Source organism: Aequorivita sp. CRS11 (assembly GCF_059693805.1).
Genome location: NZ_JCATIG010000002.1, coordinates 45,258 through 62,599, shown reverse-complemented (window position 1 = coordinate 62,599; position 17,342 = coordinate 45,258). Strand labels below are relative to the sequence as shown.

At 38.5% G+C, this 17,342-nt stretch carries 13 protein-coding genes; 8 read left to right on the top strand and 5 right to left on the bottom strand.

Annotation, left to right across the window (positions count from 1 at the left end; all coding sequences use genetic code 11):
* Window positions 1-334: 334 nt before the first annotated feature.
* Window positions 335-1,786, bottom strand: a complete 1,452-nt coding sequence (locus AC58DT_RS03325) for an aminoacyl-histidine dipeptidase (RefSeq protein ID WP_497215393.1) — start codon at window positions 1,784-1,786, stop codon at window positions 335-337.
* Between the two features lie 206 nt (window positions 1,787-1,992).
* Between AC58DT_RS03325 and AC58DT_RS03320 the strand changes: the two genes are divergently transcribed.
* The gene (locus AC58DT_RS03320) at window positions 1,993-3,060 is read left to right on the top strand and encodes a DUF3810 domain-containing protein (RefSeq protein ID WP_497215392.1); all 1,068 of its coding nucleotides are present in this window, start codon (window positions 1,993-1,995) and stop codon (window positions 3,058-3,060) included.
* Between the two features lie 17 nt (window positions 3,061-3,077).
* Here AC58DT_RS03320 and AC58DT_RS03315 read toward each other — a convergent pair whose 3' ends face one another.
* Together AC58DT_RS03315 and AC58DT_RS03310 are read right to left on the bottom strand one after the other, a co-directional pair.
* Complete coding sequence (locus AC58DT_RS03315; RefSeq protein ID WP_497215391.1) at window positions 3,078-3,923, bottom strand: DUF6503 family protein; 846 nt, start codon at window positions 3,921-3,923, stop codon at window positions 3,078-3,080.
* Between the two features lie 123 nt (window positions 3,924-4,046).
* The gene (locus AC58DT_RS03310; protein WP_497215390.1) at window positions 4,047-5,996 is read right to left on the bottom strand and encodes a T9SS type A sorting domain-containing protein; all 1,950 of its coding nucleotides are present in this window, start codon (window positions 5,994-5,996) and stop codon (window positions 4,047-4,049) included.
* 128 nt (window positions 5,997-6,124) lie between these two features.
* On the opposite strand from AC58DT_RS03310, the gene AC58DT_RS03305 reads away from it, so the two are divergent.
* The 7 genes from AC58DT_RS03305 (at window position 6,125) to pheT (ending at window position 15,946) form a co-directional block, all read left to right on the top strand.
* Window positions 6,125-6,799, top strand: a complete 675-nt coding sequence (locus AC58DT_RS03305; protein ID WP_497215389.1) for a carboxypeptidase-like regulatory domain-containing protein — start codon at window positions 6,125-6,127, stop codon at window positions 6,797-6,799.
* Window positions 6,783-7,433 carry a hypothetical protein gene (locus AC58DT_RS03300; protein WP_497215388.1) on the top strand — a complete coding sequence of 217 codons (651 nt, stop codon included), beginning with the start codon at window positions 6,783-6,785 and terminating at the stop codon, window positions 7,431-7,433. The genes AC58DT_RS03305 and AC58DT_RS03300 overlap by 17 nt, the downstream gene beginning before the upstream one ends.
* 86 nt (window positions 7,434-7,519) lie before the next feature.
* On the top strand, window positions 7,520-8,323 hold the full coding sequence (locus AC58DT_RS03295) for a TrmH family RNA methyltransferase (protein ID WP_497215387.1): 804 nt from the start codon (window positions 7,520-7,522) through the stop codon (window positions 8,321-8,323).
* 47 nt (window positions 8,324-8,370) lie between these two features.
* Window positions 8,371-9,603, top strand: coding sequence for a M48 family metallopeptidase (locus AC58DT_RS03290; RefSeq protein ID WP_497215386.1), 1,233 nt, complete (start codon window positions 8,371-8,373; stop codon window positions 9,601-9,603).
* Window positions 9,604-9,663: 60 nt separating this feature from the next.
* Window positions 9,664-12,099, top strand: a complete 2,436-nt coding sequence (locus AC58DT_RS03285; protein WP_497215385.1) for a T9SS type A sorting domain-containing protein — start codon at window positions 9,664-9,666, stop codon at window positions 12,097-12,099.
* Between the two features lie 35 nt (window positions 12,100-12,134).
* Complete coding sequence (locus AC58DT_RS03280) at window positions 12,135-13,307, top strand: MFS transporter (protein WP_497215384.1); 1,173 nt, start codon at window positions 12,135-12,137, stop codon at window positions 13,305-13,307.
* A 212-nt stretch (window positions 13,308-13,519) separates the two neighbouring features.
* On the top strand, window positions 13,520-15,946 hold the full coding sequence (pheT, locus tag AC58DT_RS03275) for a phenylalanine--tRNA ligase subunit beta (RefSeq protein WP_497215382.1): 2,427 nt from the start codon (window positions 13,520-13,522) through the stop codon (window positions 15,944-15,946).
* A gap of 67 nt (window positions 15,947-16,013) precedes the next feature.
* Here pheT and AC58DT_RS03270 read toward each other — a convergent pair whose 3' ends face one another.
* Window positions 16,014-16,592, bottom strand: a complete 579-nt coding sequence (locus tag AC58DT_RS03270; protein WP_497215381.1) for a fasciclin domain-containing protein — start codon at window positions 16,590-16,592, stop codon at window positions 16,014-16,016.
* 103 nt (window positions 16,593-16,695) lie between these two features.
* Window positions 16,696-17,274, bottom strand: a complete 579-nt coding sequence (locus tag AC58DT_RS03265) for a fasciclin domain-containing protein (protein ID WP_497215380.1) — start codon at window positions 17,272-17,274, stop codon at window positions 16,696-16,698.
* Window positions 17,275-17,342: the final 68 nt, after the last annotated feature.

The following is a 17,342-nucleotide window of genomic DNA, read 5'->3' as shown; positions in this document are numbered from 1 at the left end:
CATCACAAAGATCAAAGAAGTAAGAAGTAAGAAGTAAGAAGTAAGAAGTAAGAAGTAAATTTTTTCATGATTATATCAGTTTTAAAAATTACATTTCTTAAAGATACGTTAAAATTTCATAAAAACCAATTTCATCAAAATAAAAAAAGGAGCCTGTTACAGCCAATCATAGTCGGAAGAAAAAATCTTCCGACCATGACTGGAGATTCGGTTCCTCTTTTTTTGATTCAAGAAACAAGAGCCAAGAATCGAGAAGGATTCTTTTAAATAACATTTATCTCATTATAATAGAATCGTCTTGTGTCTTTCAGCGAAGCGGTCTTTACTCTTGGCTCTATTTCTTCGGAATATTCTTCAAGATTTCAAGAACAAACTCCCAGTATTTTTGTGCGGAGGAAATACTCGCGCGCTCATCGGGAGAGTGCGCCCCCTTAATGGTCGGTCCAAAGGAAATCATATCCATCCCGGGATAGTTCTGGCCCAAAATACCACATTCCAAACCAGCGTGGCAAGCAGCCACATGTGCCTTTTCGCCGTTCATCTTTTGATAAAGATTGTCCAAAACCTTTAAAATAGGACTGTCCATATTTGGTGCCCACCCGGGATAATCGCCAGCAAGTTTTACTTTATACCCAGCAAGTTCAAAAGTTGAACTCAGAGCGTTTGCCAAAACATCTTTTGAAGATTCCACAGAGCTGCGTGTTAAACATTCTATTTTAATGTTTCCATCAGCAACCATAACTTTTGCAATATTGTTTGAGGTTTCCACCAAATCGTCAATATCAGGGCTCATTCTGTAAACACCATTGTGAGCTGCGTTCAAAGCATTCAAAAATATTCTTTGATCATTTTGGCTCATTGCTTGAGAAAAAGTCTCGCTACTTTTTTCAGCAGTAATGGAAAGATTGGGTTCCAAGGACTTATATTCTGACTGAATGTTATCCTTCAGCTTTTCAAAAGCCTCCAAAAACTTTTCTTCGGAAGACACCACAACCGTGGCCACACTTTCCCGCGGTATTGCATTGCGAAGACTTCCGCCTTCAAGTTTCGCCACCTGCATAAAATCTTTTGTTGCAAAAAGCAAGCGGTTCATAAGTTTGTTGGCGTTGCCCAATCCTTTTATAATGTCCATACCGCTGTGGCCGCCTTGTAAACCTTTCACCTTAATAGTAAAAGTAGCTGAGTTTGGTGGTGTTTCAACTGAAGTATAGGTGCCTGTTGCGGTAACATCTACTCCGCCGGCGCAGCCCACGCCTATTTCATCATCTTCTTCAGTGTCCAAGTTCAAAAGAATATCACCTTTCAGCAAGCCACCCTTTAACCCCTTTGCACCGGTCATTCCGGTTTCTTCGTCTATTGTAAACAGAGCTTCAATTGCGGGATGCTCAATTTCATTACTTTCAAGAATAGCCATGATCGTGGCTACCCCCAAACCGTTGTCGGCTCCAAGGGTTGTGCCTTTTGCGCGAACCCAATCACCATCCACATACATCTCGATTCCCTGAGTGTCAAAATTAAAGTTGGTATCGTTATTTTTTTGGTGAACCATATCTAAGTGGCTTTGCAGGACGACCATTTTTCGGTCTTCCATTCCCTGGGTTGCGGGTTTGCGGATTATCACGTTGCCCACTTCATCTTCAAGGGTTTCCAAGCCGAGGCTTTTTCCGAAATCTTTCATAAACGCAATAACGCGTTCCTCCTTTTTTGAAGGGCGCGGTACGGCGTTCAGATCGGCAAATTTGTTCCAAAGTGCTTTGGGGTTTAAGTTTCTTATCTCTTCATTCATTGTTTATATTTTTTGTTATGAAAAAAATCCGCCACGAATGCACGAATAATTATGTTTCTTAGTGAAGTATTATTTAAAAGAATTTTAAAATATAATTATCATAAAAACATTTGTGAGTTAGTGGCTAACGTTTCTACCACAAAATTACCTTTTTTCATTCGCTATAAAAATTATGTGGTGAAAGATTTCCTTCGTATGTTTGGAATATGGTAAAACGGACCTCAGCTTTCCTCACCATTTTCCTGTTTGTGCAGATAATAGCACTTCAGGTTTTAAAGTTTTTCCCAAAATTTGTTGAGAAATATTACAGTCTCGGGATATATCCATGGATTTCAAAAATTTCGCGTTACATTTTTGGTTGGATTCCTTTTTCCGTGGGCGATTTGTTTTATCTGCTAATTGCCATTGTAGCCATTCGGTGGCTTTATAAAAATGTGAAACGTCTTAAAAACGACCAAGTAGGTTTCGCCGTAGAGATTCTGGGAGCGGTTTCAGTGGTTTATTTTATGTTCCACGTGCTATGGGGATTTAACTACTATAGACTTCCACTGCACAAATCCCTGCAGCTTGAAAGTGATTATACCACAGAACAATTATTGGAAACCACCAATCGCTTTATAGAAAAAAGCAACTCCATGCATCGCGAACTGGGTTTTGCTGATAGCGTGAAAGTTGAATTACCCTACACTCAAAAGGAAATGTTCAAAAAAACCTTGAACGGTTATAAAAATTTAGAAGAAGAGTTTCCGCAGTTGGCTTTTTCGCCACGAAGTATCAAAAAAAGTGGTTGGAGTTTGGGGCTTACCTATATGGGCTATAGCGGTTACCTAAATCCATTTTCGGGTGAAGCGCAGGTTAACAATCTGATGAAAACCTATAAATTTCCGGTAGTGGCCTGTCACGAAGAAGCCCACCAAATAGGCTATGCTGCAGAAAATGAAGCCAATTTTATAGCCACGCTTTCTACTTTGCATAATGATGACCCATTTATGCAATACGCGGGCTATATTTTTACACTTCGGTATTTGATAAATGAAGTGGCGCGACGCGATGAAGCTAAGTATGAAGAGCTTTTAACGCAAATAAATCCAGGTATCTTGGAAAGTTATAAAGAGATGCGAGATTTTTGGGAAAGCTATCAAAATCCGTTTGAAACATTCTCAAAGCTTTTTTGGGACAACTTCCTAAAAGCAAACAACCAAAGCCGCGGCATTATGAGCTACGACTATATGGTTGCGCTTGTGGTAAATTATTATGAAGGTAAAAAACTTTAGCTCCCAACTTTAACTGGTTATTGAACATATTCCGCCTCTGCAGGTTTTGCAAAAACTTCAGTGTCAAGCATGGTTTCAGTTACAGTAACTTTATCAAATTTTATATCCATCTTTTCCCCTTTGGGTTTCCCGTTTTCCACGTTCCACCACGTAAGCTTTTCAGGTAATAGCAAACCATTTACATCTTGCCATTTGTCGTATTTTATATAATGCCAATCATCGCTTTCCTTTTGGTCTTTAAAGGTTACAGTATACGCCAACCAAACCATTTTATTGGTATCTGGCTCAAAATATAGGATGTACTCATCCTCAGGCGAATCGCCCATGCCCTTGTCATAGGAAACTTTTAAACCGTTATACAATTTGCCATCAAGTTCGGTGGGGGCTACAGCTTCATAATTTATTCCCGGGTCTGAAATAATAAAAGGCATTGCATAGAAATAGAACATTAAATTGTGGTAAAATACCGGATTGCCTTCATAACCCAAATCGTGTTTTAACAACCAAACGCCCTTTCCGTCTTTCCCAATAGACCAATCTTTAGTTTCTATTTTGGTTTTACGGTCTGGTAATGAAACGGTATGTGTTTCCAAACCGTTTTTTCCCTTCATTTCAAAACACAGGTTATTCATCTTTTTCCAATGATCCAACCCACCGTGGGCGGTAAATACAGTTTGCAATGTTGCAGGATATGTTTTTTCGATGTTTGTTTGTGCATTCTTTGGATCACCATCTGGGGCTTCAACTCCCGTTGAATCAAATTCGGTGCCCTCAACCCGTGGATCTTCTCCGGTAGTTTTTTTATCGTCCCTACAGGCAGAAAGAGACATTATAAGTGCAGCAAAAAAAATCAGCTTTTTCATATTGATTGGTTTTTAGTTGTTTAAAAATAAAAAAGCTTCCCTTGTTGGGGAAAGCTTTTTAGAAAGGTTTATGATTATTAGTTTGCAGTTTTAGAGGATAGTGGGCGTCTTCTTTATTGGAATTTAATTCTTAATTAATTTTTTAACGACTGATTTTCCTTCCGAAGAAACCTTCACAAAATAAACCCCATTTTCCAAAGAATAAACATCTACGGTCAACGTGCCATTCTGCGGAAGTATTTTTTTAGAAATCAATAATTTTCCTTGAATGTCATATAGTGAAATAGTTGTTTCTGAAACCAGTTTTGTTGCTTGCACCGTAAAACTTTCCGAAGTTGGATTTGGAAAAACGCTCAAATCTGTAAAAGCAGAATAATTCACGGAAAGAAACACCTCATCATCCAGAAAATCCGGGATGCCATTTGTGTTTGTATCATCGTCAATTGGGGTTCCGTTGTTGTTGTAATCTTCGTCTATTGTTAAAGTACCGTCGCCGTCGTCGTCATTGTCGAGGTAGTTTTCAATGGTGTCGCCATCGGTGTCTATGTAAATATACGATGGTGCCACGCCTGCGCCAATTCCGGTTGTTTCATCTAATGTAAGTACTGAATCGCCATCGTCATCGCTGTCCAAATAATTTGGAATATTATCACCATCTGTATCATCGTCGTTTAGGTTTCCATTGTTGTTTATATCTTCGTCTTCGTTGGCAATGCCATCTCCGTCTGCATCGGGCGTGGTTTCATCGGTAAGAATTTCAAAGGAAGTTACTACAAAGCAACCCGTATTCACATCTTCAACCCGAACATAAATAGTCTCTGGGTTTGAAGTGTTTATGTATGAAGTTGGAACGGCTATAGGATTTGTATTGTTTTCTGCATCTGCTTCAGTAACATAGAAGTATACTTCATAATCGGAAGGATTTAAGCCAGCCAACATTACAGCTATATTTTCAGTAAGATCAAAAACGGCAAAACCATCGCCGTCGCCTTCATTTATAAAAAGGTTGTTGGGTTGGGTTATTGGGGGGATTTCGTTTACGATAAGTTCGAGTTCCGCAATTGAATAACACGGAAGTATTGCAGGAGGAACACTTTTGGTTACTCTTGCGTATACTGTTTGATTGAAAGGAACTGTATTTGTGTACAGTCCAAGAATCTCTGTCCCTGGTATTCCATTTTGTGCGCTTTGAAGCGTTTCATAGTATCTAATATTAACATCAGGTTCACCGTCAATAATATCAAGATCTGCTAAAGTTAAATCCCATTCTCCAACAATACCATCATTGTCATCATCACAAAGTTCAAGTGGGTCTGGGTTATAATTGATGTTTGGGTTTGGAAATACTTGTAATGTAAGTTCAACAATATCATAACAACCTTCAGCACTATTTGGATTTGGCGGAATAGTTCCATTAGCATTGCTCACCAATAAAATATAGATGGTCTGTGGATTGTTTGAATTAAGAAAGTTAGAAGGATTAGTAATTGCCTGCGAAAAATCTGGATTTGTAGCTGCTAAATCTCCAGCGGTTGTTGCGTCTGCCAAACTTTCATAATAATAAAGATCAAAACCCAACGGATCTAAACTTCCAAGAACTTCCGTGGCTACTGTAGTAAGGTCAAAAAATGCAAAGCCATCATTGTTATCATCACATACACGCAAAGGTGCTGGAGTATTTCCAACGGGAGAAAAACGTACTTCCAGCCCAAAAGGAACAATATTTATTTCACTACTGGTACTACTTTCTACTCGCGCCCAAGCTCCACCTGTTCCATAATTTGGATCATTAGGATCAGTAAATGGGACATCCAAATATCTTTGATCATTCACATATGGAGTAGGCAATGGCAAAACACCGTCCTCAGCATTCAAAAGCGTTCCGTGATAAGTTACTGATAATTCAGGGTCGCCCATAGTTATCACTAGATCTTGTTCTGCGAGATCGAATGGATAAAACCCATCATTATCGTCATCACAAGCTACTAAATTCGCAACGGGAGGATTCACTATAATCTGCGCCTGCGTTGAAATACAGAACGTCATAACTAAAAAAAGTACTAATTTCTTCATAAGTAATAATTTTCCATGCAAGATATAAAAATATTTCAAAAAGTTAAGAAACTTTTAACTTCAGCATTTTATACTTGACAACATTATCTTTTTTCAGTAATCTTGCTTTATTAATACCTTAAAAAAAAATGAAATCCTATTTATACAAAATAATTCTCTTTACTGTCATACTATCATTTTCAAGCTGTGAAAAACTTGAAATTACCAATAACGAAAGACTCTTGGTTAAAGGAATAATAGTTGATCAAAACGGAAATGCATTATCCAATATTTCCATAAAAACCGAAGCCGTAAACCGCATTCTTGCTAAAACCAGCACAGATGCAAATGGAAACTTTGAGCTTACATCGCTTAACGCAAGTACTGATCCACTGTATGTTTTGGTAAATATTGAGTCCAATTTCTATTTCGAAAACGAAAACCCCGATTATGCAAGTAAAGTATATTCTTCTGAAGACGCCAACAAGCAGTTGTTGTTAGATTTGGGAACCGTAACTCTTAGTGGTTTAGGCTCTTTTTCACTATTATTAAAAAACCTTCCAGGTGATAATAATACTGTGGAGTACACACTTTCATACACTTCAAAAGTTTGTCATCTTCCCTTAGAATTTAACAACGACATTTGTGAATTTGACCAGTCCACTCAGGACTTTTTGGAAGTCAATTCACAAAACCGAACGATAGGTGGTGAAAGTATTTTAGGCTCCGTTGCTGTTTTTGAGTACAAAGTAAATGGCGGAAGCACACAAACTATCGAAATTCCAGTAACAAATCCCCCTACTACGTATGTTTTTGAATATTAGAATACTTTTCATTTCCCTGCTTTTTACGGCAGCTACTTTTGCACAACAAACGGAAACGGAAATAGAAAATGAAACAGCCCAAGAACAAACTAATCTTGGAACCAAAGTAGGCAGCATTACTGTAGGCGCCTATCTGCCCATTGCTTTTGGAGAAAACTTTGTAAACGATGGAATGGATTTAAAAACGGGCGCACAAGCACAACTTAAACTAAATGTTATGGGAGATTTTTATATTGGCCCAGCCATGAGTTTCTTTTTTGCTGATGTTACCAATCGAAACCTTGTAGGCAATTACGATGAAATGTCCAATTTAGTATTGGGAGGTGTAATTGGCTATGAAAAACAATTGGAACGGTTTGACCTCTCCATTGGTTTAGGCGTTGGCTATTCGGGCTATTTCAACAAAGGCTTGGGCGATAGTTTTGAAGACAATGCCACCGCGCTATGGCTAAGACCGGAGGTAAGCTATAAATTGGCAAACTATGTTTCAATTTATGTAGCCCCAGAATTGCGCCATGATTTTATGAATATTGAAGTCCCATCAGAGCTAGAAGACACTTTTGGAGGTGTAAACTATTTTAATATTGGTTTTGGTCTTCGCATCAATTTGGGTACTGGATATAAATTTCAGTAGCGTATCTTTGGAAAAGTTTTAAGTAGCAGTTAGCAGTAAAAATAAATTGCGACTACTATCTTCACGAGACATTTTTCAAACACAATATGTACAAAAACATCACAAGCTTTCAAAATCCGCTGATAAAACAGATTGTTTTATTGCAAGAAAAGTCGCGCGAACGTCGCAAAACACAACTTTTTGTAATTGAAGGACTGCGCGAAATTTCATTGGCAATAAAAGGTGGCTATCTTTTGAAAACGGTACTTTTTTGTTCCGAAATAGTTTCCGAAGAAGAAATTTATATTCTGAAAGAAACTGGCGATAACGAAACTGAGTTTATTGAGATTTCTTCTGAAGTATATGAAAAGCTAGCCTACAGAAGTTCCACCGAGGGCGTTTTGGCTATAGCATATTCCAAAACCTTAGAACTTGCCGATCTTCAACTTGCAACCAAAAACCCTTTAATTTTAGTAGCTGAAGCCCCCGAAAAACCAGGCAACATAGGTGCGATACTCCGAACCGCGGACGCCGCAAATGTAGATTGTGTAATCATTGCCAACCCGAAGACCGATATGTTCAACCCCAACATCATCCGCAGCAGCGTGGGTTGTTTGTTTACAAACAGGATTGCCACTGGAAGCACTTCAGAAATCATATCGTTTTTAAAGGAATCCAAAATCAACATTTATTGTGCTGCTTTGCAGGCGTCTGTAAATTACGACACTCTAGATTTTAAAAAACCAACCGCAATAGTTGTAGGCACTGAAGCCACGGGACTTTCCGAGGAATGGCTACAAAACAGCACCCAAAACATCATTATCCCGATGCAAGGCGAAATAGACAGCATGAACGTTTCCGTAGCCGCGGGAATCCTTATATTTGAGGCAAAGCGTCAGCGTGGATTTTAATATTCAGTCGCAGTCGCAGTTTGGAGTAGTAATTTGAAACCTGAAACTTGAAACCAGAAACACTTTTTTACATAATAATAGCAATCCTAGTCATCAGCTTTGTTATTGACCAAATATTAGATTTCCTCAATGCAAAACACTTCAACGACCCACTTCCCGCAGAACTGCAGGATGTTTTTGATGAGGAAGAATACAAGAAATCGCAACGCTACAAAAAGGAACGTTACAAATTCGGAATAATCACAGCCGCCGTTTCCCTCATTGCTACCCTCCTCTTCTTCTTTTTAGACGGTTTTGCATTTGTAGACAGTGTAGCCCGTTCCGTTTCAAACAATGAAATTATCATCGCCTTGGTTTTCTTCGGAATTATTATGATTGCCAGCGATATCCTCAGTACGCCCTTCAGCTATTACAGCACTTTTACTATTGAAGAGAAATACGGTTTTAATAAAACCACACGTAAAACTTTTTTCCTTGACAAACTGAAAGGTTGGGCAATGGGGGCCGTTATTGGGGGAATTCTTCTAAGTGCAATTATTTGGTTTTACCAAAGCACGGGTAAAAACTTTTGGCTTTACGCTTGGGGCGTCATTACTGTTTTTACAGTTTTAATGAATCTTTTTTACGCGCGTTTTATCGTTCCACTTTTCAACAAACAAACCCCTTTGGAAGAAGGCTCGCTTCGTTCCCAAATTGAAACCTATGCTTCAAAAGTAGGATTCACCCTCGATAAAATCTTCGTGATAGACGGGAGCAAGCGCAGCACAAAGGCCAATGCCTATTTCTCAGGTTTTGGTAGCGAAAAGCGCGTTACCCTTTATGACACTCTAATTAAAGATTTAAACGAAGAAGAAATAGTAGCCGTCCTTGCCCATGAAGTAGGCCATTACAAGCGAAATCATATTATCATCAACCTTTTTGCAGCCATTATCACTACGGGATTTACACTTTGGCTTTTGTCATTGTTTATTGGTAATCCTTTATTTTCTGAAGCTTTGAATGTTTCCCATCCTACATTTCATATTGGCCTGGTCGTTTTCGGAGTGCTTTATAGCCCAATTTCAGGCATTACAAGTTTACTGATGAATTATTTAAGTAGAAAATTTGAATACCAAGCAGATAATTACGCAAAGAATACTTTTGCGGCATTGCCGCTGATTTCAGGTTTAAAAAAGCTTTCTAAAAATAGCCTGAGCAACCTTACACCGCATCCGCTTTATGTGTTTGCGCATTATTCACATCCTACGCTATTGCAAAGGTTCCGAAATTTGAAGAAATAATTTTTATCATTTGAATATAATGTAGGAAAAAGCTACTTTGCGACCTCTTAAAAATTTCAAATGAATACAAGACTACTATTATTTTCAACCATACTTTTTTCCTTTTCAATTAATGCCCAAATAGATTTTGAAGCGCATATTACTGTCGATGACACTGGCGGAACTAATAATCCAACATCGGTATATGCTGCAGATCTTGATGGTGATGGTGATATGGATATAATATCTTCTTCCATAAACGACTCTAAATTAGCCTGGTATAAAAATACAAATGGAAGTTTCGGAGCACAACAAATAATTACAGAAAACGCAATTAGAACCAACCAAGTAATTGCTATAGATATTGATAATGACAGTGATATAGATTTAGTTAATGCTACCTATTATGGTATCTTTTGGTATGAAAACGTAGACGGTCAAGGAAATTTTGGAACTCCGCAAACTGTTAGCGCTCCAGATACACAAGCCAGAGAAATTCAAGCAGCAGATATGGACGGCGACGGCGATTTGGATATAACTGCAAATTCTAGCTCAACCAATTCAATTGCATGGTTTGAAAATATGGATGGGCAAGGTACTTTTTCTGTTGAGCACATTATCGCAAACAATTCAGCTAGCTATAATAATATTTATGTGGAAGATCTTGATAGCGATGGCGATATGGATATTTTGGTCTCAGACTATACAAATGATAATGTTTCTTGGTTCAAGAATATCAATGGCCAAGGAGATTTTGGCCCAATACAAGTTATCTCAACAAATGTGCAACGTCCAAGAGGGGTTTCGGCGGCAGATATTGATGGCGATGGAGATAAAGACGTTCTTGCCACTTCCCTATTATTCGACCAAAAATTAGTTTGGTATGAAAATTTAAACGGACAGGGCAATTTTGGTCCACAGCGTTTTGTAAGTGCTGATGTACAAGGTCAATTTTTGGTCACTTCTGCAGATGTGGATAATGATGGCTATTTAGACGTAATATCAGGATCCGATGCCCAAGGAATAATTTATTGGTACAAAAATCTGGATGGCCTTGGTAATTTCGGACCAAAACAACAAATAACAAACCAAACAGAATATCTTAGGGAAATCAACTTGGCAGATTTGGATAGCGATGGCGATTTAGATTTAATTTCCGCCTCTGCTACAGATGACAAAATAGCATATTACATAAATACTGATGGACAAGGAAATTTTGGTACTCAAAATGTTGTGGTGGAAATTAACGGTACCAACAGACCATATACAGTTATGTCTATTGATATGGATGGTGATGGCGATAAGGATGTAATTTGTGCATCCAGTGGTGATGACAAAATATCTTGGTTAGAAAATATGGATGGTATAGGAAACTTTTCTTCACCAAAAACCATTTCTTTACAATTGAATTATCCAATCTCTATTGACGCGGCAGACATTGATGGCGATGGAGACATGGATGTAGTTTCTCAATCATATTATAATAACACAGTAGCGTGGTTTGAAAATATGGATGGGCAGGGCACCTCTTTCACAGCTCATATTTTTAGTCCGCTTATTTCATCTCCTTACGTAACCTATCCTATGGATGTAGATAATGATGGAGATATTGATATTGTTTCTGGTGGAGATTTTGGGTTGTTATGGTATGAAAACACGAATGGCCAAGGAAATTTTGGCCCAACCCAATTAATTAATAATACAGGTATGTGTATAGAATCTGTTAGAGCTGCAGATATTGACAGTGATGGACTTTTAGATTTAGTTGCAGCAGACTGGTGTAATGATGTCCTATTTTGGCATAAAAATAACGGGGGAGGTAACTTTGGAGCACAACAAACAATTTCAACAGAAATAAGTGGTTCATTATCCGTGGATATAAAAGATATGGATAATGACGGCGATCAGGACGTCCTTGCTTCCTCATTCGGCGACCATTCCGCAATTTGGTTTGAAAATTTAGATAATCAGGGTACATTTGGCCCATTGAGAGCTATAAATAATAATACAGAGGGCGCCTTTGAAGTCTATGCTAAAGATTTAGATGCAGATGGAGATATGGATGTACTTACAGCTTCTTTTTCTAGCAATACGGTCTTTTGGCATGAAAATCTTGGTAGTGGGAATTTTGGTTCAGAACAAATAGTCTCCTCCCAAGTTGACAATACAACTTGTGTATTTGCAGATGATTTTAACGGCGACGGGAAAATGGACGTACTAGCATCGTCATATTCCTTAGACGAAATAATCTGGTTCGAAAACCGCGGCCCACTCGGCATAGAAGAAAACACAAAAAACCATTTAAGCATCTATCCAAACCCAACAAACGGTTTTTTAAACATTAAATCCGCTACACCGCTTTCCGAAATAACCGTTTATAACAATCTTGGCCAATTGCTCTTAGTTTCAGAAAAGAACAATCAGGTAGATATTTCAGCTTTAAGCCAAGGAATTTATTTCGTGAAAATTAAAGATGAAAACGGACAAACAGAAACTAAAAAAGTGGTAAAAAAATAAATTGAAGTATCTTTCAAGGTAATTTATCCAAGCCCTTGAAACCTATAACCCGCACTGTCTGGATTCTCTCACTAGTCAGCCTGTTTACAGACATGGCAAGTGAAATGCTTTATCCAATCATGCCTATCTATTTAAAAAGTATCGGCTTTTCAATTTTATTGATTGGTGTTTTGGAAGGTTTGGTTGAAGCCGTGGCGGGACTCAGCAAAGGCTATTTTGGGCAATTAAGCGACAGCAAAGCGAAACGAGCCCCTTTCGTGCAACTCGGTTACTCGCTGAGCGCCATTTCAAAACCGATGATGGCTTTCTTCGTCTATCCGCTGTGGATATTTTTTGTTAGAACTACAGACCGATTGGGAAAGGGAATCCGTACCGGCGCCCGAGACGCCATGCTTTCAGCGGAGACAACAAAGGCAAACAAAGGAAAGGTTTTCGGCTTTCACCGCTCTATGGATACTTTCGGAGCCGTACTCGGTCCTGCCCTTGCCTTGGGCTATTTATACTTTTATCCCGAAGATTACATAAACCTTTTTTACATCGCCTTTATTCCGGGTGTGCTGGCTGTAATTGCTTCCTTTCTTTTGAAAGATAAAAAAGTAGAAATTTCTTCTGAAAAGAAAAAAATAAGTTTCTTCTCCTTCATCAACTATTGGAAACAAAGCCCTGCGGAATACCGAAAAGTAGTGATTGGCTTACTTTTTTTCGCCCTTTTCAACAGCAGTGATGTTTTTTTGTTATTAAAAGCGAAAGAAGCAGGACTGGACGACGCCTGGGTGATCGGAATTTATATTTTTTACAATTTAATTTATGCTCTCACCGCATACCCCTTGGGAAGTTTTGCAGATAAAATTGGTTTGAAAAAAATGTTCATTTTTGGATTAATCATATTCAGCTTAGTTTACTTCGGAATGGGTTTAACTACAAATTTATACGCAATAATCGCTCTCTTCTTCGGCTACGGAATTTATGCCGCAGCAACCGAAGGTATTTCCAAGGCGTGGATCACGAACATTTCCAAAGACGAAAACACTGCCACCGCCGTGGGCACTTACACCGCCTTTCAAAGCATCATCGCGATGGCAGCAAGCGTAATGGCTGGACTACTATGGTTTTATTTTGGGGCGAGCGTAGCCTTCATCGTTACAGCTATCGCTACGGTTTTGGTTATCCTGTATTTTGTCGGAAATTTTTCTGCAACAACTAACTAAAAATTTCCTACACTCCCGAAAAACCGCTAATTAAATTTTCAAAGCCATCCCTCATACAACACTCCGCACTCCGCACCCAGCACCCAGCATCCGTCACCCGTCACCCAGCACCAAGCACCCAGCATCCATCATCCATCAAAAATTCTCAAATCCAAAATCGTAAATCTAAAATCGTAAATACTATCTTTGCCCTCTGTTAAGAATTTACACCTATGACAATTTCATACAACTGGCTAAAACAATTCATCAACCTCCCTTGGGACGCCGAAAAAACTGGCGAATTATTGACCGATCTCGGACTTGAAGTAGAAGGAATAGAAGATTTCTCTTCCGTAAAAGGAGGATTGGAAGGCGTTGTGGTAGGCCACGTTTTAGAATGCACCCAACACACAAACGCTGACCGACTAAAAGTGACCAAAGTTGACGTTGGCACGGGCGAACCCATACAAATAGTTTGTGGGGCACCCAATGTTGCGGTAGGTCAAAAAGTACCCGTTGCTACCGTTGGCACCACACTTTACGATGCTGAGGAAAAGCCTTGGCAGATAAACAAAGGCAAAATACGCGGCGAAGTTAGCGAAGGAATGATCTGCGCCGAAGACGAACTCGGCCTCGGAAAATCGCACGACGGAATCATGGTTTTGGATGCTAAATTAAAGCCCGGAACCCCTTTAGCTAAAGTTTTGGAGGTTGAAAACGACAAAGTTTTTGAAATTGGCCTGACCCCAAACCGTGCCGATGCCATGAGCCATTGGGGCGTTGCGCGCGATTTAAAAGCTGGACTGCTCCATCAAGGTATTTCTACAAAACTAAATACACCATCAACCAGCAGTTTCAGAATTGATAATCGCACCCTTAAGATTGACGTAAATGTAAAAGACAATGCTTTGGCGCCACGTTATTGTGGGATTACAATAAGCAATCTCAAGGTTGGAACTTCACCTGCTTGGCTTCAAAATAGATTGAAATCCATTGGGCTATCACCTATAAATAATATTGTGGATGTTACCAACTATGTGCTTCACGAACTTGGCCAACCATTGCATGCCTTTGATGCTTCAAAAATTGCTGGGAATATTGTGAATGTGAAAACACTTCCCCCAGGAACAAAATTTACAACCCTCGATGGCATAGAACGCGAACTGCACAAAGAAGACTTAATGATTTGTGATGCTGAAAAACCCATGTGCATCGCAGGAGTTTTCGGAGGAATTAATAGTGGCGTCACAGAAAGCACAACAAGTATTTTCTTGGAAAGCGCATACTTTAATCCTGTAAGCATTCGCAAAACTGCAAAACGCCACAGTTTGAGCACAGATGCTTCCTTCCGTTTTGAAAGAGGCATTGATCCAAACATTACTGATTACGCGCTTCGTTACGCAGCCATTTTAATTATTAAAGTAGCCGGAGGACAAATAACTAGTGATTTAATAGATGTTTATCCTAAGAAAATTGAAGACCATCAAGTTTTTCTGAATTTTGAAAAAGCAAATAAACTTATTGGTGAAGAAATTCCGAAGGAAACCATTAAAGACATCCTTACTTCGCTTGAGATGAAAGTGAATAACGTAACCGAAACCGGCATCGGGATGACTATTCCCGCTTACCGAAACGACGTTACCCGTGATGTTGATGTTATTGAGGAAATACTTCGTGTTTATGGTTACAACAACATAAAGTTTACTCAAAAACTGAACGCTTCAATTTCCACCATTTTGCCCGGTGAAGATTATGATGTTCAGAATAAAATAGCTTTGCAGTTAACGGGGCTTGGTTTTAATGAAATGCTGAACAATTCGCTTACCACACCAAAATACAACGAACTGAGTGAAACCATCAAAGAAAACTATAACGTAACTATGCTCAACCCCTTGAGCCAAGATCTTTCTGTGTTGCGCCAGTCCATGTTATTTTCAGGTTTGGAAGCTATTGAATATAACAGCAACCGAAAAAACAGCGATTTAAAATTGTTTGAGTTCGGAAAGACCTATCACAATTTTCCGGGTGGAAGAACAGAGACAAAACACCTTTCTCTTTTCATCACAGGTTTGAAAACGGAAGGAAATTGGGTATCCCCAGAAACAAAAAGTAATTTCTTCTTCGGAAAAGGAACTGTTGCAGCTTTAATGGAACGCTTAGGGCTTGAAGGTTTTACCGAAGATTCCACTGATAACGATATTTTTGCTGAAGGAATTTCCCTAAAAAGAAATAAAGAAAAAATCGTTGAATTTGGTATTGTAAAACAAAAAGTCACCAAAGAACTTGATGTTGATGCCGAAATATTTTTCGCAGATTTCAACTGGGATGCGGTTCTGAAACAAATTTCAACTAAAAATTTTAAGTTGAAACCCATCGCAAAATTCCAAGCAGCGCAACGCGACTTTGCTTTGTTGCTTGATAATTCAGTGCGTTTTGGCGATCTGCAAAATGCGGCCTTTAATACCGAAAAGAAATTCCTAAAAGCTGTTACACTTTTTGATGTTTATAAAGGCAAAAATCTTCCCGAAGGCAAAAAAAGCTATGCGCTTAGTTTTACTATTCAAGACGAAGAAAAAACTTTGACCGATAAACAGATAGACAGAATAATGGGTAAACTCCAACAAAAATTTGAAAACGAATTTGGAGCAACACTTCGATAAAAACAAAAAAACAGCGACTTTAGAAGGTCGCTGTTTTCATTTTAATTGATTGGGAATTGGGTCAAAATTACTTTGGTAAAACAACACTATCAACTACGTGAATCACTCCATTCGATTGGTTAACGTCAGCAATAGTAACAGTTGCCATTCCCCCATTTTCATCCATCAACATAACATTTTTGCCTTTCATCATCGCTGTTAAAGTTCCGCCATTCACAGTTGTATAAGTAGCTTTGCCATTCCCTTTTTTGATATCCTTCATTATGGCTGCAGCACTGTGTCTACCTGCAAGAACGTGATAGGTTAGGACGGTTTGCAATGTTTTTTTGTTTTCAGTTTTCAGTAAAGTTTCCACAGTTCCTTTTGGTAGTTTTTCAAAAGCCTCGTTTATTGGTGCAAAAACTGTAAACGGACCATCGCTTTGAAGTGTTTCCACCAAATCTGCAGCTTTTATGGCTGCTACAAGTGTTGTGTGGTCTTTTGAATTTACTGCATTTTCAATAATGTTTTTGCTGGGATACATTGCTGCCCCGCCAACCATAACTGTTTTTTCGTCTTTCATCATTTTGTCTTGAGCAAAAATTGATGAAGTTCCAGCCATAAGGGCAATAGAAAATAATGTTGCTGTAATAAATCTTGATTTCATAATAATGTGTTTTTAGTTTTAAGTTTATGTGTATATAAACGAAAGTCCGGAAACTACGGTTTTGCAGTTTCCGGACTTTAGGGTTTATTTAACTTTTATAAAACTATTCTTCCGAAGGTGGAAAAATTAATCCATCAATAATATGAAAAAAGCCATTTTTATGATAATAGTCTGGAGCTATAACTCTGGCAATATTTTTATGTTCATCAATTAGCATTAATTGTCCCGCATTTTCCATAATTTCTAATCTGTGTCCCTCAATGGTCGTCAAGTATGCCTTACCGCTATTTTTCTCCACTGCAGTTTTAAGGCTATTGCTATCAAGTCTTCCGGGCACGGCTAGGTACTTTATCATTGAATTTACTAAAGGGGTATTTCCTAAAATTGAGTCCCTGCTTTTCTTCGGTAAGTTTAAAAACGCCTCATCCGCTACTGCAAAAATGGTAACCATCTCTTGATTTTCCAACTTTTTACGCAAGTGTTCATTTTTTAAGATTTTAGCCAAAATCATAAAATCTGGAGCTTCTTCAATATTTTCATAAAACGTTTTACTTGAAGTAAACTCGCTATCTCCCAACATTTTGGTAACCTCTGCATTTTTAGTTGACTTGTACTTCTGTGCGGATACGGTTGCTGTAAAACAAATTATGAAAACTAAAAGGAATGTATGTTTGATCTTCATTTGTGTAAGAAATTTAATAAAGTGAAAAGCGAAATGTCCGAAAAGTTACTTCTGAAAATTTTCAAATC

What these genes read in the sequence shown, in the direction of transcription:
- AC58DT_RS03325 (WP_497215393.1), bottom strand. Translation starts at nt 1,786, where the DNA reads ATGAATGAAGAGATAAGAAACTTAAACCCCAAAGCACTTTGGAACAAA.
- AC58DT_RS03320 (WP_497215392.1), top strand. Translation starts at nt 1,993, where the DNA reads ATGGTAAAACGGACCTCAGCTTTCCTCACCATTTTCCTGTTTGTGCAG.
- AC58DT_RS03315 (WP_497215391.1), bottom strand. Translation starts at nt 3,923, where the DNA reads ATGAAAAAGCTGATTTTTTTTGCTGCACTTATAATGTCTCTTTCTGCC.
- AC58DT_RS03310 (WP_497215390.1), bottom strand. Translation starts at nt 5,996, where the DNA reads ATGAAGAAATTAGTACTTTTTTTAGTTATGACGTTCTGTATTTCAACG.
- AC58DT_RS03305 (WP_497215389.1), top strand. Translation starts at nt 6,125, where the DNA reads ATGAAATCCTATTTATACAAAATAATTCTCTTTACTGTCATACTATCA.
- AC58DT_RS03300 (WP_497215388.1), top strand. Translation starts at nt 6,783, where the DNA reads ATGTTTTTGAATATTAGAATACTTTTCATTTCCCTGCTTTTTACGGCA.
- AC58DT_RS03295 (WP_497215387.1), top strand. Translation starts at nt 7,520, where the DNA reads ATGTACAAAAACATCACAAGCTTTCAAAATCCGCTGATAAAACAGATT.
- AC58DT_RS03285 (WP_497215385.1), top strand. Translation starts at nt 9,664, where the DNA reads ATGAATACAAGACTACTATTATTTTCAACCATACTTTTTTCCTTTTCA.
- pheT (WP_497215382.1), top strand. Translation starts at nt 13,520, where the DNA reads ATGACAATTTCATACAACTGGCTAAAACAATTCATCAACCTCCCTTGG.
- AC58DT_RS03270 (WP_497215381.1), bottom strand. Translation starts at nt 16,592, where the DNA reads ATGAAATCAAGATTTATTACAGCAACATTATTTTCTATTGCCCTTATG.
- AC58DT_RS03265 (WP_497215380.1), bottom strand. Translation starts at nt 17,274, where the DNA reads ATGAAGATCAAACATACATTCCTTTTAGTTTTCATAATTTGTTTTACA.